Source organism: Amycolatopsis sp. w19 (genome assembly GCF_051373225.1).
GTDB lineage: Bacteria > Actinomycetota > Actinomycetes > Mycobacteriales > Pseudonocardiaceae > Amycolatopsis > Amycolatopsis japonica.
Map to the genome: position 1 here is coordinate 137,065 of NZ_JBPQFM010000007.1, position 20,515 is coordinate 157,579.

The window sequence follows — 20,515 nt, forward strand, 5'->3', positions numbered from 1 at the left end:
TAATCCTTCCGGGTAGCCGAGGAGAAGGAGTTCGTGGTGACGAAGACGCAGGGTGGTGCCCCGGTCGCCGAGGCGGAGATCGAGCGGAAGTACGACCTGGCGGCCGACAGGCCCATCCCGCCGCTGGTCCCGGCCGGTCCGGTGACGAACCAGGCCGATCCGAGGGTCGACGTCCTCGACGCCACGTACTTCGACACCGCCGACTTCCGGCTCGCGCAGGCGGGCATCACGCTGCGGCGGAGGCTCGGCGGAAGCGACGAGGGCTGGCATCTCAAACTCCCGGTCGGCGAGGACAGGCGAGAGGAACTCCGCCTCCCGCTGGCGGGGAAGCCGGACAAGGTGCCCGGCGCGCTGGCGAAACTGGTCCGGGCGCATACGCTCGGCGCCAAACTCGTCCAGGCCGCGCACCTGCGCACCGAGCGCACTTCGTACGCCTTGCTCGACGCCGACGGGCGCGAACTCGCGACGCTGACCGACGACGTCGTCACCGGCGAGGCGGGCGGAGACAGGGCGCACCTCGACCGCTGGCGGGAGATCGAGATCGAACTCTCGCCCGGCGCCGACCCCGAACTGCTCCAAAGCCTGGAGCAAGCGGTTGTGGAGGGAGGCGCCGAGCGGTCGAGGTGGCCGTCGAAGCTCCGGCGGCTGACCGACGAGCTCGTGCCTCCGGCCAGGGGAGCTTCGGGCTCGGTACTGGCGGACTACCTCGCCGAGCAGCTGGACGCGCTGCGACGCAACGACATCGGGGTCCGCCGGGACGTCGAGGACGCGGTACACCAGATGCGCGTCGCGGCCAGGCGGCTGCGGAGCGCCTTGAAGACCTTCCGTCGCTCGCTGGACGCCGACGTCGCGGCCGACCTCGCCGAGGAACTCCGCTGGCTCGGCGGCGAACTCGGGCCGGCGAGAGACAGCGAGGTCATGGCCGAGCGCCTGCACGGCGAGGTCAAGGCGCTCCCGGCCGAGCTGGTGCTGGGGAACGTCGAGCAGCTGATGACGCGCCACTTCGCGCGCGAGGCCGAAGAGGCCAAGGCGCGCGCCATCCGGGCCCTCGACAGCAAGCGGTACACGAAGCTGTTGCGAGCGCTGGAAAAGATCGTCGGCAAACCGCGAAAGATCAAGGATGGCAAGAAAGAACTACGCAAGGCTGTCGCACGGTCGGGCCGGAAGCTGACCAAGGCCGTGGCCGCGGCGAGCGAGCTCAAGCCCGGCGCGGAGCAGGACGCCGCCTTGCACGAGGCGCGCAAGAAGGCCAAGCGAGCCCGCTACGCGGCGGACGCGGTCCGGCCGGTGACCGGCAAGAAGCTTCGAAAATGGCGAAAGAACGTCAAGGCGGTGCAGGGCACGCTCGGCGAGCATCACGACATCGTGGTCAGCCGGGAGGTACTGCGCCTCCTCGGCCTCCGCGCCTACGCCGAGAACGAAAACGCTTTCACCTACGGGCTCCTGCACGGTCGTTCGGTCGTCGAAGCCGACGCCGCGCAACGGCGCTTCGCCGGGGAATGGCAAAAGGCGGGTAAAGGTTCTCGTCCGAAATGGCTCAAATGAGGTAGCCCGGGTTGACCTGCCGCCGTCGCCGAGTACCGTTCGAGGGAACTTGGTGGTCTGGAGAGAGGCGCCCCCAATGTTGCCTGGCCAGCGCGTACCCGGCGAACAGCCGCCCCTGGCCGTGACCACTTGCCGCCGCAAGGACGGCGTCCTCATCCTCACCGCGGTGGGGGAGATCGACGCGGCGACGGTCGGACGCTTTCGCACGGAGCTCAGCGGCGCCTGCGTCAAGGGGAGGCACGTGATCCTCGATCTCTCCGGAGTCGGTTTCCTCAGCTGTGCCGGGTTGCAGGCACTCGAAGAGGCCAACGCGGCGTCGCCCCGGTTCTCGGTGATCGTGAAGACCGCTTTGGTGTCACGGATTCTCGACGTCAGCGGGGTCGGAGCGGACCTCGACGTCCGATGGGACGTCGAGGACGTGCGAATCTAGTCGAGCTCGACCTCGTCGGCGGCGACGTCCGGCAGCAGGCCACGCCACCGCGGATTGCGCAGGCAGCCCGCGTCGGTCCAGCCGCCGAAGACGACCTCGCCGACGATGGTCGGCCGCGACCAGCGCGCGTCCCGAGCCTGTTTGTCCGGAACGGAGTGAAACGGGGATGTCTTGCGCTCCAAGCGGAACAGCTGCTTGGAGAGTGCCTCCAGCTCGTCACCCGCGAAGCCGACACCGCAGTTTCCGATGTACCGCAAGCCGTCTTCGTGTGGCACGCCGAGCAACAGCGAGCTGAACGTGCCCGCCCGGCTGCCGCCACCCGGCCGCCAGCCGCCGAGTACCACTTGTTGCACCAGGGTTCCCGTGATGGAAAGCCATTCCCCGGTGCGCTTTCCCGGGTGGTACGCGGAGTCGGCACGTTTGGCGACGACGCCGGCGAGTCCGTGCTCGCGGGCTGCCCTCGCGACCGCGCCACCGTCACCGAGGTAGTACCGGGGGACCTGCCAGTGCGGTCCGGCGAGCCCTAGTTCGTCGAGCAGTTCCCGCCGTTCGACATAGGGCGTCCCGACGCACGAGCGGCCGTCCAGATGCAGGAGATCGTTCACCAGGTAGAACGCCGGATATCGAGAGGTGAGCCGTTTGGCGGAGCTCTTGGTCGCCCGCGCGCGGTGCCCGAGCCCTTCCGCGCTCGGCTTCCCGCCGTCGAAGACGACGATTTCCCCGTCGAGAAAGACTTCCGTGGCCCCGAGTTGTTCGCCGAGGCCACGGAACTCGGGATACAGCCCGGTGACGTCGTCGCCCGAATCGTCGTAGGCCGTGATCCGGCCCCCGGACACGCGGATCAGGGTCCGGCGCCCGGACCAGTCGAATTCGTAAGCCCATTCCGGGTCTTCGCCGGTCGACGGGAGACGGCCCGGTTTGGTGAGCATCGGGGCGAGGAAGGAAGGGAGTTCCTTCCGGCCGGGGTCGGCGGGGTCGAGCCGTTTGAGCAGCCAGCCGTTGTCGCGCCCGTCCTTCTTCACGTTGAGGAACAGGTATTTCCCGCGTGCCCGTGCGCCGTGGAAGACGACTTCGACCTTGTGGTCGTTGAAGTGCAGCGTTTCGTACCGGCCGGTGTCCCAGATGGTCATGGTGCCGCCGCCGTATTCGCCCGCGGGGATCTCGCCTTCGAAGGTGAGGTATTCCATCGGGTGGTCTTCGGTGTGCACGGCCAGGCGCTCTTGGTCCGGCGCCATCGGCAGGCCCTTCGGCACCGCCCAGGAGACGAGGACTCCGTCCCGTTCGAGGCGGACGTCCCAGTGCAGGCTGCTCGCGTGATGTTCCTGGATGACGAAGAGATCGTCGGCCCCGGACTTCCCGTCGCGATCCGGCAGGGGTTCGGGAGTTCGCCCAGGTCTGCGCTTACGGCGGTATTCGCCGAGTTTCTCCGCCATGGTCGGCCGGCGCACCCCTTTCCGGATCGGGTCACGCAAGCCTAGCGCCGTTCACCGTCCTTCCGTGCGCCGAAGGTCCCTTTTCCCACGGTAAAAGGAGGAAAAGGGACCTTCGGCGCCGATGCGGTTCAGTCGGTCTCGGCCAGTGCCTCCGCGAACTGGGCGGCGTAGAGCCGGGAGTACGCACCGCCGGTGAGCAGCAGCGTTTCGTGGTCGCCCTGTTCGACGATCGACCCGTTCTCCATCACCAGGATGACGTCCGCGTCGCGGATGGTGGAGAGCCGGTGCGCGATGACGAAACTCGTCCGTCCCTCGCGCAGCGAATTCATCGCCCGCTGGATCAGCACCTCGGTCCGCGTGTCGACCGAACTGGTGGCCTCGTCGAGGATGAGGATCGCGGGCTTCGCCAGGAACGCCCGTGCGACGGTGATCAGCTGTTTCTCGCCGGCGCTGACCGTGCCGCCCTCGTCGTCGATCACCGTGTCGTAGCCGTCCGGAAGGGTGCGGACGAACCGGTCGACGTGGGTCGCCTTGGCCGCCGCCACGATCTCGTCCTGTGTGGCGCCCGCGGAACCGTAGGCGATGTTCTCCGCGATCGTGCCGCCGAACAGCCACGCGTCCTGCAGCACCATGCCCGTCTTGGCGCGCAGGTCTTCGCGGTCCATCCCGGCGATGTCGACGCCGTCGAGGGTGATCCTGCCGCCGTCGAGTTCGTAGAACCGCATGAGCAGGTTGACCAGCGTGGTCTTCCCCGCGCCGGTCGGGCCGACGATGGCGACGGTGTGCCCCGGTTCGACGGTGAGCGACAGGTCCTCGATGAGCGGCGTGTCCTCGGCGTACCGGAACGACACATGCTCGAACTCGACCTGACCCCGAACCTGCTCGACCCGCGCGGGTTCGGCGGGTTCCGGCTCCTGCTCGTCCGCGTCGAGCAGTGCGAAGACCCGCTCCGCGGACGCGATACCGGACTGCAGCAGGTTCGCCATGCTGGCGATCTGGGTGACCGGCTGGCTGAACTGCCGTGAATACTGGATGAACGCCTGGACATCACCGAGCGACAGCGTCCCGGACGCCACCCGCAGCGCGCCGATCACGGCCACCAGCACGTAGCTCAGGTTGCCGATGAACATCATCGCGGGCTGGATGGTGCCCGAGATGAACTGCGCCTTGAAGCTCGCGCCGTAGAGCGTGTCGTTGTGCTCGCGGAAGACCTCCTCGGCCTCCTGGCGGCGGCCGAACACCTTGACCAGCGAGTGCCCGGTGTACATCTCCTCGATATGCGCGTTGAGCCGTCCGGTGGTGGACCACTGCTTGATGAACTGCGGCTGCGCCTTCTTGCCGATCTTGGCGGCGACGAACACCGACGCCGGCACCGAAAGCAGCGCGACCAGCGCCAGCACCGGTGAGATGACGAACATCATCGCGAGCACGCCGACGACCATCAGCAGCGACGACACGATCTGCCCGAGGGTCTGTTGCAGTGACATCGCGAGGTTGTCGATGTCGTTGGTCGCCCGGCTCAGTACCTCGCCACGCGGCTGGCGGTCGAAGTAGCTCAGCGGGAGCCTGGCGAACTTCTCCTCGATCCGTTCCCGCAGATCGAACACCGCCCGCTGGACCAGATTCGTGGTCAACCTCGCTTGCAGCAGCGAGAAGAACGACGCCACGATGTAGAGCAGCAGCACCCACAGCAGGACCTGGCCGACGGCGTCGAGGTCGATGCGCTGGCCCGGGACGAAGTCGATCCCCGAGAAGAGATCGGCGAGGGTGTTGTCGCCTTTCGCCCGCAGACCGGCGATCACCTGCTCTTTGCTCAGTCCCGCGGGCATGTCCTTCGCGACGACGCCCGCGAAGATGAGGTCCGTCGCCATACCGAGGATCTTCGGCCCGATGACGCTCAGCGCGACACTGGCGATCCCGAACACCAGGATGCCGTACAACATGGCGCGCTGCGGTTGGAGCAGCCGCAGCAGCCGTTTCAAGGATCCCTTGAAGTCCAAGGCCTTCTCGGCGGACTGCCCGCCCATGAAGGCGGCGGGGCCGCGGCCGAGACCGCCTCCGCCGGGGCCGGGTCCCCGTGCCGCGCTCGCGCGCTCGCCCAGGGGTTTGGCCTTCGTCGTGGATTCGGGCGCGCTCATCAGGCGGCCTCCTGCTCGGTCAGCTGGGACAGCACGATCTCCCGGTAGGTTTCGTTGCCGTCCATGAGTTCGGTGTGCGTGCCGGTGCCGACGACGCGGCCTTCGTCGAGCACGACGATGCGGTCCGCGTGGCGGATCGTGCTGACCCGCTGCGCGACGATGACCACGGTCGCCTCGGCGGTCTCGGCCACGAGCGCCCGCCGTAGCGCGGCGTCGGTCGCGTAGTCGAGCGCGGAGAACGAGTCGTCGAAGAGATAGATCTCGGGGCGCCGCACCAGCATCCTGGCGATCGCGAGCCGCTGCCGCTGCCCACCCGAGACGTTGGTCCCGCCCTGTGCGATGGGGGAGTCGAGCCCCTCGGGCATCCGTTCGACGAAGTCCTTGCCCTGCGCCACTTCCAACGCGTGCCAGAGTTCCTCGTCGGTGGCGTCCGCCTTGCCGTAGCGCAGGTTGCTCGCGACCGTCCCGGCGAACAGGTACGGCTTCTGCGGCACCAGCCCGACGGCGTCGGAAAGCACGGTCGCGTCCAGTTCACGGACGTCGACGCCGTCGACGCGCACCGAGCCGTCGGTGGCGTCCATCAGCCGGGGGATCAGATTGAGCAGCGTGGTCTTCCCGCTGCCCGTGCTGCCGATGATCGCGGTGGTCTCACCGGGCAGGGCCAGCAGTGAGATCTCCTGCAGCACCGCCTTCTCCGCGCCGGGGTAACGGAATTCCACATCGGACAGTTCGAGCCTTCCGTGCACCTCGCCGGGGCTCACCGGGTTCTCCGGGAGGACGACGCTGGTGTGCGTGTCCAGCACCTCGGTGATGCGCTCGGCGCTGACCTCGGCACGGGGCACCATCATGAACATGAAGGTGGCCATCATGACCGCCATCAGGATCTGCATCAGGTACGACAGGAACGCGGTGAGCGCGCCGATCTGCATGCTGCCGTCGTCGATGCGCAGCCCGCCGAACCACAGCACGGCGACACTGGACGCGTTCATCACGAGCATCACGATGGGGAACATCAGCGCCATCAGCCTGCCGACGACCAGCGAGACATCCAGCAGTTCGGTGTTGGCCTTCGTGAACCGCCGCCGCTCGTGGGTGTCCTTGACGAACGCGCGGATCACGCGGATACCCATGATCTGCTCGCGCAGGATCTGGTTGATCTTGTCGATGCGCTCCTGCATCAGCCGGAACGCCGGCCGCATCTTGGCGATGATGATCCCGACCGAGACACCGAGGATCGGCACCGCGAGCACCAGCAGCCACGAGAGCGTGACGTCCTGGTTCAGCGCCATGATGATGCCGCCGAAGCACATGATGGGCGCCGACACCATCAGGGTGAACGCCATCAACGTCAGCATCTGCACCTGCTGGACGTCGTTGGTCGTGCGGGTGATCAGGGACGGCGTCCCGAACTGGCCGACCTCGCGGGCGGAGAAGTCCTGGACCCGGTGGAAGATCGCGCCGCGGACGTCCCGGCCGACCGCCATCGCGGTGCGGGCGCCGTAGTACACGGCGCCGATCGAACAAGCGATCTGCACCAGCGACACCAGCAGCATGACGCCGCCGACACCGAGGATGTAGTCGATGTCGCCCTTGACGACGCCGGAGTCGATGATGTCGGCGTTCAAGGTGGGGAGGTAGAGCCCGGCGAGGGTCTGGACGAACTGCAGCAGCACGATCAGCCACAGGTCTCGCCGGTACGGGCGCAGGTGAATGCGCAACAACTTCGTCAGCACAACGGTTTCTCCCCAGTGGTGGGTAGGGTGTTACTGCTTGTTCGGTTTCTTCGCCGGTTCGGGTCCGGTGAGGGACGGGACGCCCGCGGCGGCCTCGTGCAGGAGGACCTCGAGCGTCTCCAGGAACCGCCCGGTGCCCTCGTTGATCAACCAGCTGAAGAACGCGGTCTTCACCGCGGACTCCACGATCGCCGCCATGAGCCGCGCGTTCAACGCGTTTTCCGCTCCCGCGCCCGCCCGTTCCAGGATGGCGTCGGCCAGCACCTGTTCGACCTTGGCGTGCGCCTTGAGGAATTCGCCCTGCATCGACGGGTGCAGGAGCAGCGACCTGGCCAGCTCGACCGCGTCGCGATTCGGTTCGCCCAAGCTGCCATAGGCTTCCAGCGTCGCGGTTCCGACCGCCTCCCACAGCGTCTCTTCGGAAGGCCGCTCGCGCAGCGCCTCGCGCAGGAGTTCCTGCCGCTCGACGATGAACGAGCAGATCGCCTCCTCCTTGCTGGAGAAGTAGTTGTTGAACGTGCGAGGCGAGACGCCCACGGCGTTGGCGATGTCTTCGACGCGGACCTGCTCGACACCCTTCTCCATCGCGAGCCTGAGCGCTGCCTCGCCCATGGCGCGACGGGCCGCGCGCTTCTTGCGTTCTCGCAGCCCCAAAGGGGCGGTCGGGTGAGAGGTCACGGCGTCAAGAGTAGGCAAAAGTTGCGGGGCGCGCAAATTTATGCGCAGTCCGCACTTTCCGGACATCACCCGTGGCGTGCAACACGCAAGATGCAGCCGAATGGCCTAGCGCGCCGCGCTCACCAGCCGTAACGCGTTCGTGACCAGGTCACTGCCAGCGGTTGAACGGAAACCGACTGTGGACACGGATAGTGACTTCTGCTTGCATGGCCGTCGTTGTGCTGGGGAGTGCGACACGGTCCGGGTATGCGAAGAGAAAGAAGTGGAAGCACATGGTGACGCGGGCTCGAGGCTTGCTTGACCGCTCACGGGTTCTTCTGGACCGTTCCAGGGTCGCCGCGGCGCAGTTCCTCGCCGCACCGCCCCGGCACGCTCCGTCGGCTCCACCGGTCGAACCGGAAGTGGAGCAGCGGCCGGCCGTGGAAGCGCCGGACGCCGGCGCGCTCGCCGGTGTCTGCTCCAATGTCGCGCTGCGCGACCTCAATCTGCTCGACCAGCTGCTCGCGCAGCTGGAGACGATGGAGGCGGGGGAGGAGAACTCCGACCGCCTCGCCGAGCTCTACCGGCTCGACCACCTGGCCACCCGGTTGCGGCGCAACGCGGAGAACCTGCGCGTGCTCGCCGGCCGGGACGCCGACGACACGACCGCCGGGATCTCTTCCGTGCTCGACGTGATGCGGGCGGCGATGTCGTCGATCGACCACTACTCGCGGATCACGATCGGCCGCGTCGTTTCGCTCGGTGTCGTCGGCTTCGCCGCCGAGGACGTCAGCCGGATCCTCGCGGAACTGTTCGACAACGCGGCGAACCAGTCGTCGCCGAGTTCTCCGGTCAGCGTCAGCGCGCATCTCACCGAACAGGGGAGCGTGCTGATCCGGATCGAGGACGAGGGCATCGGCATGCCGCCGGACCGGCTCGCGGTGCTGAACGAGCGGCTCGCGGCCGGCCCGGTGCTCGACGACGATTCCGTTCGGCACATGGGACTCGCGGTCGTCGGCAGGCTCGCCGACCGCCACGAGATCACCGTCAAACTCGACCGCCGCACCCCGCACGGCACGGTCGCCACCGTGCTGCTGCCGGTCCCGGTGGTCTCGGAACTGGCCGAGAAGCAGTGGTCCGGTTCGCAGACCGTCGTGCTGCCGCAGGCCAGGATCACCAACGGCGCGCCCGTGGGCGGGCCGGTCGCGACGCCGTCCGGGCTGCCGAGGCGCCGCCCGGCTCCCTCGGTGGAGCCGGAACCCGAACGGAAGCCCAGCCCGCGTCCGCGCTCGGCCTTCCAGCCGCCCGCCGACGGCGGCACCACGGCCAGCGGTCTTCCGCGCCGGGTTTCCCGCAGTATCAGGACTTTGCCCGACGAACCGGCCCCGCCGACCACCCCGCCCGCCGACGCGGCGGACGGGCACGAGGCGCTGCTGGCCGACCTCGATGCCTTCACCGACGGCGAGCGTGCCGCTCTCGACGACCGGCACGAGCGTGAGACCGGAGGAAACACCCAGTGACCGCCCAGGACGCGACCACGGATTTCACGTGGCTGCTCGACGACTTCGTGCGCAAGGTGCACGGCGCCAGTCACGCGCTGATCATGTCCGTCGACGGTTTCCCTTTGACCGCGTCGGAATCGGTGTCCAGTGACGACGCCGAGCAGCTCGCCGCGATCGCGAGCGGCCTGCTCAGCCTCGCGGGCAACAGCGCCGCGCTGTTCGGCAAGGGCAACTGCGAGCAGATCATCATCCGGCTGACCCGCGGGTACTTCCTGTTCATGGGGATCGGTGCCGAAGCGGGGCTCGCGGTGCTCACCGAACCGGACTGCGACATGAAGGTCGTCGCCTACGAGATGACCCAGTTCATCACCAACGCCGGTCACGCCCTCACCCCCGAGGTGCGAGCGGGGCTCCGGCAGGTCCTGACCGCCCGACGGCCGCAGGCCTGAGAATCCGGAGAAGGAAGGGATGACCGTGTCCAGCGACCAATCTCCGGACCGGCCCGTCAAGATGCGCAGCCGCAGAATCCGGCCGTACGCGCTGACCGGCGGCCGGACCAAGAGCAGCCAGCTGCTGCTGGTGGAGACCCTGATCTCGGTCCCGCGTTACGACCCGTCGCTGGCCGAGGCGCTGATGCCCGAATCGCGCTCGCTGTACGAGCGCGCCCGCGAACGTTCGTCGATCGCCGAGCTTTCGGTGGGACTGGATCTGCCACTGGGCGTGGTCCGGGTGCTCGTCGGCGACCTCGCCACCCAGGGCGCCGTCTTCGTGCACCCGACGGCCCACGCCTACAACCACGATACGAACGTGCTCGAGAGGATCCTCGATGGACTCAAGCGCCTCCCGGTCTGACGCCGATCTGCTGGCGATCTCCGCCAAGATCGTGGTCGCCGGTGGATTCGGCGTGGGCAAGACGACGTTCGTCGGCTCCGTCTCCGAGGTCCCGCCGCTGAGCAACGAAGCCTGGATGACCGAGGCCGGGGCCGGGGTCGACGAGCTGGTGCCGCCCGGAACCAAATCCACCACCACGGTCGCGATGGACTTCGGCCGGATCACCCTGCGTGAAGACCTGCTCCTGTACCTGTTCGGCACACCCGGCCAGGCCCGGTTCTGGTTCCTCTGGGACGACCTGTCGCGCGGCGCGCTCGGTGCCGTCGTCCTGGTCGACACCAGCCGGATCGACCAGTCGTTCGCCGCGATCAACTACTTCGAGAACGACTCGGAGCTGCCGTTCATCGTCGCGGTCAACCAGTTCGAGGGGATGCCGGTGCACGACCTCGAAGAGGTCCGCGACGCGCTGGCGCTCTCCCCGGACATCCCGCTGGTCACCTGCGACGCCCGCGACCCGAAGTCGGCGGTCGCGACGCTGCAGGAACTGGTGTCGCACACGTTGTCCCTCGCCGTGGTCTCCGGGCCAGGGCGGGAATTCGCCTCACTTGGCTGAACGGTTCTGGGAGGAACGCAGAGGATGCGCAAGGTTCTGATCGTCGGTGCCGGGCAGTCGGGGTTGCAGCTGGCCTTGAGCCTGCTGTCCCACGACTATGACGTCACGGTGATGTCGGCGCGGACGCCGGACGAGATCCGCTCCGGCAAGGTGATGTCGACCCAGTGCATGTTCCATTCGGCTTTGCAGCACGAGCGGGACCACAAGCTGAACCTGTGGGAGGACGAGACCGTCAAGGTCGAGGGACTCGGCGTTTCCATCGCCGGCCCCGATTCCAGCCGGGTGCTGGACTGGTTCGGGCCGCTGGAGCACTACGCGCAGTCTGTCGACCAGCGGGTGAAGATGGCGGCCTGGCTGGAACTGGTGGAGGACCGCGGCGGCAAGGTCGTCATCCATGGTGTCACCACCTCGGATCTGGCTCCGCTGGCGAAGCTGTACGACCTGGTGGTCATCGCGGCCGGCAAGGGCGAACTGGTCCAGCTGTTCGACCGGATCCCGGAGCGTTCGCCCTACACCGAACCCCAGCGCGCGCTTTCGCTGGCGTATGTGCACGGCCTGGAGCGCCGGCCGGAGCACCCGGACAAGGCGGCGGTGCGGTTCAACATCATCCCCGGCGTGGGTGAACTGTTCATGATCCCCGCCTACACGCTGAGCGGGAACTGCGACATCCTGTTCTTCGAAGGGATTCCCGGCGGCCCGCTCGACTGCTGGGACGACAGGCCGACGCCCCAGCAGCATCTCGACCGGATCCTGTCGCTGATGAAGCAGTTCCTCCCATGGGAGTACGAGCGCTCGCGGAACGCCGTGCTGACCGACGACAAGGCGACGCTGGCCGGCGGGTACACCCCGGTCGTGCGGAACGCGGTCGGCAAGCTGGGCTCGGGGACCGCGGTGCTCGGCATGGCCGACGTCGTCGTGGCCAACGACCCGATCACCGGCCAGGGCTCCAACAACGCGAGCCACTGCGCGGCGTCCTATCTGGACTCGATCCTCGAACGCGGGGACAAGCCGTTCGACGAGGAGTGGATGACCGCGTCGTTCGAGAAGTACTGGGAGTACGCCCAGCACGTCACGACCTGGACCAACGCGATGCTGCAGCCGCCGCCCCCGCACGTGCTCCAGATCATCGGCACGGCGGGGGAGAACCCCGCCGTGGCGAAGCGGTTCGCGAACGGGTTCTCCGATCCGACCGACTTCCAGCACTGGTTCCTCGATCCCGCGAAGGCGGAGAAGTACCTGGCCGAGGCCTGATTCCGGTAGTGCGACAGTCCCGCGTCCGAGTGTGCGGGACTGTCGCGGTGCGCCGTTTCGGGCTACCGTTGTCACCGTGCGTGAGTACGGTCGGTGACGGCAGCGGAGGTGCGGCTCGATGCGTTCGATGTGGAAGGGCTCGGTGTCCTTCGGGCTGGTGAGCATCCCGATCCAGCTCTACGCGGCCACCGAGAACAAGAACGTCTCGTTGCGCCAGGTGCACGAGGCCGACGGCGGCCGTATCCAGTACAAGCGGTTCTGCACGATCGACGGCGAGGAAGTGCCCTACGCGGAGATCGCCAAGGGGTACGAACTGCCCGACGGCGAGATGGTCGTGCTCACCGACGAGGACATGTCCGAACTGCCGCTGGCGTCGTCGCGGGCGATCGACGTGCTCGAGTTCGTGCCGCTGGAGTCCATCGACCCGATCCAGTTCGACAAGACCTATTACCTCGAACCGCAGAAGAACGCCGTCAAACCGTACGTGGTCCTGCGTGACGCGCTGCAGAAGGCGAGCCACGTGGCGGTCGCGAAGGTCGCCATCCGGCAGCGGGAGACGCTCGCGATCCTGCGGGTGCACAGCGACGTCCTGACGATGACGACGATGTTGTGGCCCGACGAGGTCCGCGTCCCGGATTTCGGTTTCCTGCACGACGATCCGCCGCAGGTGCGCCCGCAGGAACTGACGATGGCGGGCTCGTTGATCGACTCGCTGTCGGAGCCGGTGTTCGAGCAGGACAAGTACACGGACTCCTACCGTGAGGCGCTGGAGACCATGATCGAGGCCAAGGCCGCGGGGAACGAGACGACCAAGCCGAAGGCCGTCGGCGCGAAGGCCGACGTCGTCGACCTCATGGAGGCCTTGCAGGCCAGCGTGAGCGAGGCGAAGAAGAGCCGGAAGCCGTCGACGGCCAAGAAGGCCACCGCGGCGAAGAAGCCCGCGTCCGGCAAGCGAACCCCGAAGAGCGCCTGACCATCCTTTGTGGACTGTTGTGCCCGGTGTCACCCCGCCGGGTGCCGCGACACGCCGCGCGTATGCCAGGATCTGTCGTCCCTCGGTGGTAGTAAGGCAATCGAGGAGAACTTTCCTGAGCGCGGGAGGCGGTATGAGCATGGAGTGCGCGTTCTGCGCCGTCGGACTCGACCACTGCCACGGCACCCTGGTGGTCCACCTCGACGGTGGCTTCACCGAATGCAGCGAAGACGGCTGCGTCGACTTCGACTTCGCGCGGCACACGCTGACGATCGACTGCTTCGACGTCGACGGTGGCTGCTCGTGCGCGGAGGTTTCGGCCCAGGTGCTGCTGCGGGCTTCTTGACCGGCGGCCAATACACCAATCCGGCCCGATTCGGGTGATCGAGACCGATTGCCACTCGAAGGTGTAGGCGTTCGTGTACATCGCGGCCGGGAATGTGTTAACTATGACGGGGTCCTCCGGCTCTCCCTCCCCCTCGGAGCCGGGGGACCCCTTCATGTCACGAGTTCATGTCACGGTGCTTCCTTCGCGGTGTCGTGGATCGAAGCGCCGTCGCAGGCGCACGCCGCGTCCCAGACCCCGTCTCCGTCCGCGTAGTCACGCGCGGGAAGGGCACCCAGCGGGCCGAGCACTTCGTCGCCCGCGCCGGCCGCGGCGGCGGCCCGCAGGAGTTCGTCGCGTCCGCACGGATAACGCGCCTCCGTCAAGTACGGGCGCGGGTCTGTTCCTGCCATCGGCTCTCCCTCCTTCTCCTTGTCCGGTGCGGATACCCGGCGGACGGAGGACGGAAACAGCCCGGGCACCCGGCGTGAGGGGAACGCCGGGTGCCCGGGCTGTTTCAGTGCCGGCACCGGGGGCTCGGTACCGGTTTCGGTCCGGTGCTCAGTACCAGTGGGCGCGACCGCCGATGGCCTTCCCGGTGTTCCCGAGAACGGCCAGGATGATGCCGATGACCGCCAGCGCGATCCCGATCGAGTACAGGACGGGAATGCTGGCGATGACACCGACGACAATCAGGATGACGCCGAGAATGATCACGGGAACACCTTCTCCTTCGTAGTCGCCCGGCCCGAGTGCTGCCGGGGTGTGGCTACGCAAGGGATTCCCGCCCCGAAATCGCGAGAAACAGGTCCATCCGGCCGAAGTTTTCACGCATTCGGCCTAACGGCTTCAAGCGTCCCCATGCGCCTGCGCGCCTTCCCGAGTACGTGAAGGCCCCCTTCATTGCGCTAGACGCAAGGAAGGGGGCCTTCATGTACTTCAACGAGCAAGGGCGGCGGAGGCGTGAAGCGCTCAGTACCGGTAGTGGTCCAGCTTGTACGGACCCTCGACGTCCACGCCGATGTACTCGGCCTGGCGCTTGGTCAGCTTGGTCAGCCGGACACCCAGCGCGTCCAGGTGCAGGCGGGCCACCTTCTCGTCGAGGTGCTTCGGCAGCACGTGGACGTCGGTGGCGTACTCGCCGGGCTTCGTGAACAGCTCGATCTGCGCGATCGTCTGGTTGGTGAAGGAGTTCGACATCACGAAGCTCGGGTGGCCGGTCGCGTTCCCGAGGTTCATCAGCCTGCCCTCGGAGAGCACGATGATCGAGTGCGCCTCGCGGTCCGCCGTCGCGGGGAAGACCCACTCGTGCACCTGTGGCTTGACCTCGATCTTCTGGATGCCCGGGATCTTCGCGAGGCCCGCCATGTCGATCTCGTTGTCGAAGTGGCCGACGTTCGCGACGATCGCGTTGTGCTTCATCTTGGCCATCTGGTCGGCCATGATGATGTCGAAGTTGCCGGTGGTGGTGATGAAGATGTCGCCGCGCTCGACGACGTCGTCGAGTTCCACGACGTCGAGGCCCTCCATCGCCGCTTGCAGCGCGCAGATCGGGTCGATTTCGGTCACGACCACGCGCGCGCCCTGGCCGCGCAGTGACTCCACCGCGCCCTTGCCGACGTCGCCGTAGCCGCAGACGACCGCGACCTTGCCCGCGATCATCACGTCGGTGCCGCGGTTGAGACCGTCGATGAGTGAGTGGCGGATGCCGTACTTGTTGTCGAACTTCGACTTCGTCACCGAGTCGTTCACGTTCATCGCCGGGAAGAGGAGTTCGCCTTCCTTGGCGAGCTTGTAGAGCCGCTTGACGCCGTTGGTGGTCTCCTCGGTGACCCCGCGGACCTCCTTGGCGATACGGGTGAACCGGCCGGTGTCGCGGCCGAGGCTCTCGCGCAGGGTCTCCAGGACGAGGCCATACTCTTCGCCGTCCTCCTCGGTCGCCTGCGGGACGGCGCCCGCCGCCTCGAACTCGACGCCCTTGTGGATCAGCAGGGTCGCGTCGCCGCCGTCGTCCAGGACCATGTTCGGGACGCGGCCGTCACCGAAGTCGAAGAGCTGGTCGGTGCACCACCAGTATTCGGCGAGCGTCTCGCCCTTCCACGCGAACACCGAGGAGCCCGAGGGGTTCTCGACGGTACCTTCCGGGCCGACGACGACGGCCGCGGCGGCCTCGTCCTGCGTGGAGAAGATGTTGCAGGACACCCAGCGCACCTCGGCGCCCAGTGCGACGAGCGTCTCGATCAGCACGGCGGTCTGGACGGTCATGTGCAGCGAACCGGCGACCCGGGCGCCCTTCAGCGGCTGCGAGTCGGCGTATTCGCGGCGCAGCGCCATCAAACCGGGCATCTCGACCTCGGCGAGGCGCAGCTGCTTGCGGCCGGCCTCGGCGAGGGAAAGGTCGGCGACGGCGAATTCGATCCCGTTGACCTTGGACAGGGTGGGGCTCACTGGTTCTCCATTCATCGAGGAAGGCAGGGCGGAGCGGTTCTTCTCGCCGGTGGCGGGAAGAACGGTGTCAGTACGGGGGTTCAGCGCACGGCCTCGAAGGCCGGAAAGGGGTTCTGACGCAAGAAAGGCACCTCCACAGTGGGAGGCGCCCTTACGTCTGTCGCGGCGGGCCGAGCGTGGCGGAAGAATTCCGTCGCAGCGCCTCTCGACCCGGAACCAGAATGGCAAAGCGCCGCGAGCGCTGTCAAGGCGACGCGGATCGCTCCGCAGCCGAGAGGAATTCGGCGCGCACGCCCAGCAGCCGGACCGGCCTGCCGAGGTCGAACATGCGGAGGACGGCCAGCGCCGCCTTCTCGATCTCGGCGGGATCCGAGGTCCGCGCGGGCAGGGTCATGCTGTGCGTATGGGTCTGAAACGGCGCGAACCGGACCTTGACCGCGACCCTGGCGGCGGGCCTGCCTTCCTCGGCGACGTCTTCTGAGACCCGTTTCGCCAGCGCGGCGATCTCCGCGGACATCACTTCGGGATCGGTGATGTTCTGCTGAAAAGTCGTCTCGCGGCTACGGGACCGTGCGACATAGGGCGTCGCGGTGACCTCGGCGTCGCCGAGCCCGCCGGCGAGGATCCGGTACCACGGGCCGAGCTTCGGGCCGAACCGGGCCGCGAGGTCCGCCGGATCGGCGCCCGCCAGTTCCAGCACGGTGTGATAGCCGGCCTCGGCGAGCTTCTTCGTGGTCTTGCTGCCGATGCCCCAGAGCGCGTCCGTCGGCTCTTCGGCCATGACCTCCCACCAGTTGTCCTGGACGAGACGGAAGATCCCCGCCGGTTTGGCGAAGCCGGTGGCGAGTTTGGCGCGCAGCTTGTTGTCCCCGATGCCGACCGAGCAGGAGAGCCCGGTCTCGTGGGCCACTTCCCGGCGGATGTCGGCGGCGAGCGCTTCGGGATCGGCGGTGGTGACGCCGAGGAACGCTTCGTCCCAGCCGAGCACTTCGACGACCACCGGGAATTCCCGCAGTGTCGCCATCACCCGATCGGAGACCTCCTGGTACGCGGGCGCGTCTGTGGCGAGAAAGATCGCGTCGGGGCAGCGTTTCGCGGCGGTTCGCAACGGCATCCCGGACCGGATGCCGAACTCTCGCGCCTCGTATGACGCCGTCGCCACCACGGCCCGTTCGGACGGATCGCCCGTGCCGCCGACGACCACGGGCTTGCCGCGCAGCTCAGGCCGCCGGGAGACCTCGACCGCGGCGATGAACTGGTCGAGGTCGACGTGAAGCACCCACTCCCGGCCGGCCATGAGCCGACCTTAGGCCCGTTCCGCGATCTCGTCGCGCATCCGCTGCTCGTTCTCCTGCAGTTCGGGTGTGAAGTTCTCACCGAAATCCTCGGCTTCGAGGATCTTGCGGACCTCGAGCACGGTGTCGCCGGTCGGGGGAGTGGGGCAGCGCTTCGCCCACTCGATCGCTTCGGCGCGCGACGGGACATCGACGATCCAGAAGCCGCCGACGAGTTCCTTGGCCTCGGTGAACGGACCGTCGGTGACGGTGGCCCCGGCCGCGCTGAGCGTGACCCGTGCGCCCTTCGAACTCTCCTGCAGACCCTCGCCGCCCACCAGCACCCCGGCGTCGAGCATCTCCTGGTTGAACTTCGCCATGGCGGTCAAGGCCTCCATCGGCGGCATCTTCCCGGCTTCGGAATCTTCGTCCGCCTTGATGATGATCATGAACCGCATGCGTCTTCCTCCCAGTGAACCGGACGTTTCGCCCGGACTCTACCGGCGGCGAGGAAGATGATCAGTCGAGCCCGAACCGGGACAGATGGATGATCACCGCCGTGGTCACGGTGATCATCCCGGTCAGCAGCAGGGCCGGGCTGTTCAGCATCAAGCCGAGCAGCATCAACAGGCCCGCGGTGATGTCGAGGCTCAGGAGGACGGCGAGCCGGAGGAGTGGGGGCCGGGCGGGCCTGCCTGCGCGGAGCCGGGCGGCCAGCGCCGGTTCGGCGAGCTCGAACCAGCGCTCGATCTTCTCCAGCTCTTGCCGATCATGATGGCTCAGCATCGGTTTCTCCTTCGGCGCGCCCCGGCCGTCGACAACGACGGAATACCCAGGAGCGAGGCTGGATAAGCATCGGATTTCACTCTCGTTCGTATAACGACCTATACGCACGGGCGAAAGAAGATCGATTTCGATCGAATGGTTGCGCCATTAGGGGTTTCGGCACGGGAAAAGATCGTCAGGGAAGAGAGATCTCGGTAGCTTCTGCGCCTGTGGCCAGGGTGGCCGCGCTTGCGCCATCTGGGAGGACCTGAGCGATGACCATTCCCACCGAACCGATCGGCAGCATTCCCCGGCCCGGCTATCTCATCGAGGCGCTCGGTGAGCACGCGGCAGGGCGGCTCGACGCCGACGGACTCGGCGAGTTGCACGAAAAAGCTCTCGTGGACACCATCAAGCGCCTGGAGGAGACCGGCTCCCCGGTCATCACCGACGGCGAACAGGGTAAGCCGAGCTTCGCCACGTATCCCTTGGCAGGCCTGACTTCGCTGGCACCGGACGGCGTCGTGATCCCGTTCGCTGACGGGCACACCCGGCAGCTCCCGAGGCTCACCGCCGGGCCGTTCCGCTATCAGGCCTACGCCGACTCCTATCTGCGTGAGGCGAAGAAGTATGCGACCAAACCGGTGAAGCAGGCGGTGATCGCGGCTTCGGCGATCAGTCTCGTCTATCCCGGTGAGGAATTGGCGGGATATGACAAAGAACAGTTCATCGCCGACCTGGTGAACGAAGCGGAGGCCGATATCCGCCGCAGTCTCGACGCGGGCGCGGACAGCGTGCAGATCGACTTCACCGAGGCCAGGTTGTCGCTGAAGCTCGATCCGTCGGGCGGCCTGCTCCAGTCCTTTGTGGACTTGAACAACGCGGTTCTGGACCGCTTCTCCGACGAGGAGCGGAAGAAGATCGGCGTGCACACCTGTCCCGGTGGGGACCAGGACTCCGTGCACAGCCTCGATGTCGATTACGCAGGACTGCTGCCGACGCTTTTCCAGCTGAAGGTCGGCAACGTCTACGTCCAGCTCGCCAGCGAGGCGGATCCCGAACGGGCGTTGCGCGTGATCGCCGAGCACGCGGGGCCGGAACAGCGGGTCTTCGTCGGCGTGACCGACCCGATCGACCCGCGGGTCGAAACCGCCGAGGAGGTCCGGGACAGGGTTCTTCAGGCGGCGCGATACCTCCCGCCGGAGCGGCTGGGCACCTGTGACGACTGTGGGTTCTCACCGTTCGCCGACGACACCTCGACGTCGCGGGACATCGCGTTCGCCAAGATCGCCGCCCGCGTCGAAGGGACGCGTCTCGCCGCCGAAGCGCTCTGACGCCGCGTGATGGGCGCCTTCGTCAGTTCTGGACCGCGACCCGGATGCCGAGTCCGACCAGGAAGGTGCCCATCACCGCGTCCATCATGCGCCGGACGCGGCCGGAGCTGAAGAACCGCCGCAGCGAACCGACCAGCGTCGCGAGGACGAACGTCCAGACGACGGCCACCGTGGTGGCCAGCACGGCGAGCTGCAGGGTCTGCGCGGTCGAGGCCGAATGCGGGAGGAACTGGGGGATGAGCGCGAGGAAGAACATCGCGACCTTCGGGTTGAGCAGGTTGGTGAGCAGTCCCTGCCGGAACGCCTCCTTGGGCGCGATGACCGGTGCGACCTTGTCCTTGAGTTCGCTGTAGTCGCCGCGGCGCACCGCCAGCCACGCCTTGACGCCGAGGAAGATCAGATACGCGGCGCCGATCAGCTTCACCACGGTGAACGCGATCGCCGAAGCGGTGAGGATCGCCGCGACCCCGAGCGCGATCGCGACCACCCAGACGAAGACGCCGAGCGCGATGCCGAGTCCGGCGGAGATGCCGGCCTTGCGCCCGCCGAGGATCGCGCTGCGGGTCACCACCAGGAAATCCGGGCCCGGTGCCATCGCCCCGAGCAGGCAGATCAAGACGAACGAGAGTGCGGTGGCCCCGGAAATCATGCTTCGATGCTATCCGGCTCGTCGATGTCCCTGGCCATCACGGCACCCGGCACGTCCACCCCGTCGGGCGTCGTCACCGTCACCCGTTCGACCTCGGTGAAGCCGAACGCGAGGTACAGCGGGACGCCGGGCAGCGTCGCCGTCAGGGTGAGCGAGCTGAAGCCCTCTGCCTTCGCCGCGAGACGGCAGGACTCGAGGATCGCGCGCCCGAGCCCGCGCCGGGTCCAGTCGGCGCGGACGAACATGGCGCGCACCCGCGCCGGTTCGATGGCCGGATCGAGAGGGCGGTCGTCGTCCGCCGCGTCGCCCGCGCCGGCGTGCGTTCTGTTGCGCCTGCTCCAACCCCCGCAGGCGACGATCTCGCCGTCGGCCTCGTGGACGAAGTAGGTGCCGTCTTCGATCAACCGCAGATCGAGGCTCGCGATATGTTCGGCCGCGCTGAGGGTCTGCCGCTCGTCGTAGTACCGGGGGAACAACTCCAGCACCGAGGCCCGCATCAGCGCCGAGATGGCGGGCGCGTCGGCGAGGGTGGCCGCCCGCTGCGGCGGCGTGTAGGTCGTCATGCCGCGGAAGATAGCCAATCAAGGCGCCGTCGCCCATCGGATAATCCCGTG

At 67.5% G+C, this 20,515-nt stretch carries 22 protein-coding genes; 10 read left to right on the forward strand and 12 right to left on the reverse strand.

The features are described 5' to 3' along the window. Positions 1-36: 36 nt before the first annotated feature. Positions 37-1,545: a CHAD domain-containing protein gene (locus tag ACSMFO_RS16845; RefSeq protein WP_436459440.1), complete on the forward strand. Its 1,509-nt coding sequence runs from the start codon at positions 37-39 to the stop codon at positions 1,543-1,545. Between the two features lie 76 nt (positions 1,546-1,621). Then, the gene (locus tag ACSMFO_RS16850) at positions 1,622-1,975 is read left to right on the forward strand and encodes an STAS domain-containing protein (protein WP_350584647.1); all 354 of its coding nucleotides are present in this window, start codon (positions 1,622-1,624) and stop codon (positions 1,973-1,975) included. On the opposite strand, the gene ACSMFO_RS16855 is transcribed toward ACSMFO_RS16850, so the two are convergent. The 4 genes from ACSMFO_RS16855 to ACSMFO_RS16870 all read right to left on the reverse strand — a co-directional run bounded on the left by ACSMFO_RS16855 (position 1,972) and on the right by ACSMFO_RS16870 (position 7,891). Continuing rightward, positions 1,972-3,408 (reverse strand): DNA polymerase ligase N-terminal domain-containing protein, encoded by a 1,437-nt coding sequence (locus ACSMFO_RS16855; protein WP_436459443.1) that lies wholly within the window; start codon positions 3,406-3,408, stop codon positions 1,972-1,974. The two genes, ACSMFO_RS16850 and ACSMFO_RS16855, sit on opposite strands and share 4 nt — an antisense overlap. Positions 3,409-3,536: 128 nt before the next feature. After that, a complete protein-coding gene (locus ACSMFO_RS16860; RefSeq protein WP_436459444.1) occupies positions 3,537-5,546 on the reverse strand; it encodes an ABC transporter ATP-binding protein in 2,010 nt (669 codons plus the stop codon). Further along, a complete protein-coding gene (locus tag ACSMFO_RS16865) occupies positions 5,546-7,279 on the reverse strand; it encodes an ABC transporter ATP-binding protein (protein ID WP_436459445.1) in 1,734 nt (577 codons plus the stop codon). The genes ACSMFO_RS16860 and ACSMFO_RS16865 overlap by 1 nt, the downstream gene beginning before the upstream one ends. 30 nt (positions 7,280-7,309) lie before the next feature. Beyond that, positions 7,310-7,891 (reverse strand): TetR/AcrR family transcriptional regulator, encoded by a 582-nt coding sequence (locus ACSMFO_RS16870; RefSeq protein WP_436459600.1) that lies wholly within the window; start codon positions 7,889-7,891, stop codon positions 7,310-7,312. Between the two features lie 338 nt (positions 7,892-8,229). Between ACSMFO_RS16870 and ACSMFO_RS16875 the strand changes: the two genes are divergently transcribed. From ACSMFO_RS16875 to ACSMFO_RS16905, 7 genes are all read left to right on the forward strand, one after another. Then, the gene (locus tag ACSMFO_RS16875; protein WP_038512576.1) at positions 8,230-9,456 is read left to right on the forward strand and encodes a sensor histidine kinase; all 1,227 of its coding nucleotides are present in this window, start codon (positions 8,230-8,232) and stop codon (positions 9,454-9,456) included. Continuing rightward, the gene (locus ACSMFO_RS16880) at positions 9,453-9,887 is read left to right on the forward strand and encodes a roadblock/LC7 domain-containing protein (RefSeq protein ID WP_005159022.1); all 435 of its coding nucleotides are present in this window, start codon (positions 9,453-9,455) and stop codon (positions 9,885-9,887) included. Before ACSMFO_RS16875 ends, ACSMFO_RS16880 begins: the two co-directional genes overlap by 4 nt. Positions 9,888-9,906: 19 nt before the next feature. After that, complete coding sequence (locus ACSMFO_RS16885; protein ID WP_192742060.1) at positions 9,907-10,290, forward strand: DUF742 domain-containing protein; 384 nt, start codon at positions 9,907-9,909, stop codon at positions 10,288-10,290. Beyond that, on the forward strand, positions 10,265-10,882 hold the full coding sequence (locus ACSMFO_RS16890; RefSeq protein ID WP_037338873.1) for a GTP-binding protein: 618 nt from the start codon (positions 10,265-10,267) through the stop codon (positions 10,880-10,882). Before ACSMFO_RS16885 ends, ACSMFO_RS16890 begins: the two co-directional genes overlap by 26 nt. Positions 10,883-10,906: 24 nt before the next feature. Next, on the forward strand, positions 10,907-12,133 hold the full coding sequence (locus ACSMFO_RS16895) for a styrene monooxygenase/indole monooxygenase family protein (protein ID WP_436459447.1): 1,227 nt from the start codon (positions 10,907-10,909) through the stop codon (positions 12,131-12,133). A gap of 118 nt (positions 12,134-12,251) precedes the next feature. Continuing rightward, positions 12,252-13,106 (forward strand): Ku protein, encoded by an 855-nt coding sequence (locus ACSMFO_RS16900; protein WP_436459449.1) that lies wholly within the window; start codon positions 12,252-12,254, stop codon positions 13,104-13,106. A 133-nt stretch (positions 13,107-13,239) separates the two neighbouring features. Then, complete coding sequence (locus tag ACSMFO_RS16905; RefSeq protein WP_016334727.1) at positions 13,240-13,452, forward strand: hypothetical protein; 213 nt, start codon at positions 13,240-13,242, stop codon at positions 13,450-13,452. A gap of 170 nt (positions 13,453-13,622) precedes the next feature. Here the strand turns inward: ACSMFO_RS16905 and ACSMFO_RS16910 are convergent, their stop codons facing one another. The 6 genes from ACSMFO_RS16910 to ACSMFO_RS16935 form a co-directional block, all read right to left on the reverse strand. Further along, a complete protein-coding gene (locus ACSMFO_RS16910) occupies positions 13,623-13,844 on the reverse strand; it encodes a DUF2795 domain-containing protein (protein ID WP_436459450.1) in 222 nt (73 codons plus the stop codon). 148 nt (positions 13,845-13,992) lie between these two features. Next, positions 13,993-14,148 carry a DUF6131 family protein gene (locus tag ACSMFO_RS16915; RefSeq protein WP_007034891.1) on the reverse strand — a complete coding sequence of 52 codons (156 nt, stop codon included), beginning with the start codon at positions 14,146-14,148 and terminating at the stop codon, positions 13,993-13,995. Positions 14,149-14,403: 255 nt separating this feature from the next. Then, on the reverse strand, positions 14,404-15,879 hold the full coding sequence (ahcY, locus tag ACSMFO_RS16920; protein ID WP_038512580.1) for an adenosylhomocysteinase: 1,476 nt from the start codon (positions 15,877-15,879) through the stop codon (positions 14,404-14,406). Positions 15,880-16,123: 244 nt separating this feature from the next. Further along, positions 16,124-17,176 carry a DNA polymerase IV gene (locus ACSMFO_RS16925; RefSeq protein ID WP_436459453.1) on the reverse strand — a complete coding sequence of 351 codons (1,053 nt, stop codon included), beginning with the start codon at positions 17,174-17,176 and terminating at the stop codon, positions 16,124-16,126. A 9-nt stretch (positions 17,177-17,185) separates the two neighbouring features. Continuing rightward, positions 17,186-17,611, reverse strand: a complete 426-nt coding sequence (locus ACSMFO_RS16930) for a YciI family protein (protein ID WP_073843690.1) — start codon at positions 17,609-17,611, stop codon at positions 17,186-17,188. 61 nt (positions 17,612-17,672) lie between these two features. Next, the gene (locus ACSMFO_RS16935; RefSeq protein WP_436459455.1) at positions 17,673-17,939 is read right to left on the reverse strand and encodes a DUF3040 domain-containing protein; all 267 of its coding nucleotides are present in this window, start codon (positions 17,937-17,939) and stop codon (positions 17,673-17,675) included. Between the two features lie 254 nt (positions 17,940-18,193). Here ACSMFO_RS16935 and ACSMFO_RS16940 point away from each other — a divergent pair, with 254 nt between their 5' ends. Continuing rightward, positions 18,194-19,252, forward strand: a complete 1,059-nt coding sequence (locus ACSMFO_RS16940) for a cobalamin-independent methionine synthase II family protein (RefSeq protein ID WP_436459456.1) — start codon at positions 18,194-18,196, stop codon at positions 19,250-19,252. A 22-nt stretch (positions 19,253-19,274) separates the two neighbouring features. Here the strand turns inward: ACSMFO_RS16940 and ACSMFO_RS16945 are convergent, their stop codons facing one another. Beyond that, positions 19,275-19,901 (reverse strand): LysE family translocator, encoded by a 627-nt coding sequence (locus tag ACSMFO_RS16945; protein ID WP_037338861.1) that lies wholly within the window; start codon positions 19,899-19,901, stop codon positions 19,275-19,277. Then, positions 19,898-20,464 carry a GNAT family N-acetyltransferase gene (locus tag ACSMFO_RS16950; protein WP_436459458.1) on the reverse strand — a complete coding sequence of 189 codons (567 nt, stop codon included), beginning with the start codon at positions 20,462-20,464 and terminating at the stop codon, positions 19,898-19,900. The genes ACSMFO_RS16945 and ACSMFO_RS16950 overlap by 4 nt, the downstream gene beginning before the upstream one ends. Positions 20,465-20,515 lie beyond the last annotated feature (51 nt).

Coding starts and splice junctions, on each gene's coding strand:
- ACSMFO_RS16860 (WP_436459444.1), bottom strand. CDS start 5,546: ATGAGCGCGCCCGAATCCACGACGAAGGCCAAACCCCTGGGCGAGCGC.
- ACSMFO_RS16945 (WP_037338861.1), bottom strand. CDS start 19,901: ATGATTTCCGGGGCCACCGCACTCTCGTTCGTCTTGATCTGCCTGCTC.
- ACSMFO_RS16855 (WP_436459443.1), bottom strand. CDS start 3,408: ATGGCGGAGAAACTCGGCGAATACCGCCGTAAGCGCAGACCTGGGCGA.
- ACSMFO_RS16900 (WP_436459449.1), top strand. CDS start 12,252: ATGCGTTCGATGTGGAAGGGCTCGGTGTCCTTCGGGCTGGTGAGCATC.
- ACSMFO_RS16885 (WP_192742060.1), top strand. CDS start 9,907: ATGACCGTGTCCAGCGACCAATCTCCGGACCGGCCCGTCAAGATGCGC.
- ACSMFO_RS16910 (WP_436459450.1), bottom strand. CDS start 13,844: ATGGCAGGAACAGACCCGCGCCCGTACTTGACGGAGGCGCGTTATCCG.
- ACSMFO_RS16935 (WP_436459455.1), bottom strand. CDS start 17,939: ATGCTGAGCCATCATGATCGGCAAGAGCTGGAGAAGATCGAGCGCTGG.
- ACSMFO_RS16925 (WP_436459453.1), bottom strand. CDS start 17,176: ATGGCCGGCCGGGAGTGGGTGCTTCACGTCGACCTCGACCAGTTCATC.
- ACSMFO_RS16875 (WP_038512576.1), top strand. CDS start 8,230: ATGGTGACGCGGGCTCGAGGCTTGCTTGACCGCTCACGGGTTCTTCTG.
- ACSMFO_RS16890 (WP_037338873.1), top strand. CDS start 10,265: ATGGACTCAAGCGCCTCCCGGTCTGACGCCGATCTGCTGGCGATCTCC.
- ACSMFO_RS16950 (WP_436459458.1), bottom strand. CDS start 20,464: ATGACGACCTACACGCCGCCGCAGCGGGCGGCCACCCTCGCCGACGCG.
- ACSMFO_RS16930 (WP_073843690.1), bottom strand. CDS start 17,611: ATGCGGTTCATGATCATCATCAAGGCGGACGAAGATTCCGAAGCCGGG.
- ACSMFO_RS16905 (WP_016334727.1), top strand. CDS start 13,240: ATGAGCATGGAGTGCGCGTTCTGCGCCGTCGGACTCGACCACTGCCAC.
- ACSMFO_RS16895 (WP_436459447.1), top strand. CDS start 10,907: ATGCGCAAGGTTCTGATCGTCGGTGCCGGGCAGTCGGGGTTGCAGCTG.
- ACSMFO_RS16940 (WP_436459456.1), top strand. CDS start 18,194: ATGACCATTCCCACCGAACCGATCGGCAGCATTCCCCGGCCCGGCTAT.
- ACSMFO_RS16850 (WP_350584647.1), top strand. CDS start 1,622: ATGTTGCCTGGCCAGCGCGTACCCGGCGAACAGCCGCCCCTGGCCGTG.
- ACSMFO_RS16870 (WP_436459600.1), bottom strand. CDS start 7,891: ATGGGCGAGGCAGCGCTCAGGCTCGCGATGGAGAAGGGTGTCGAGCAG.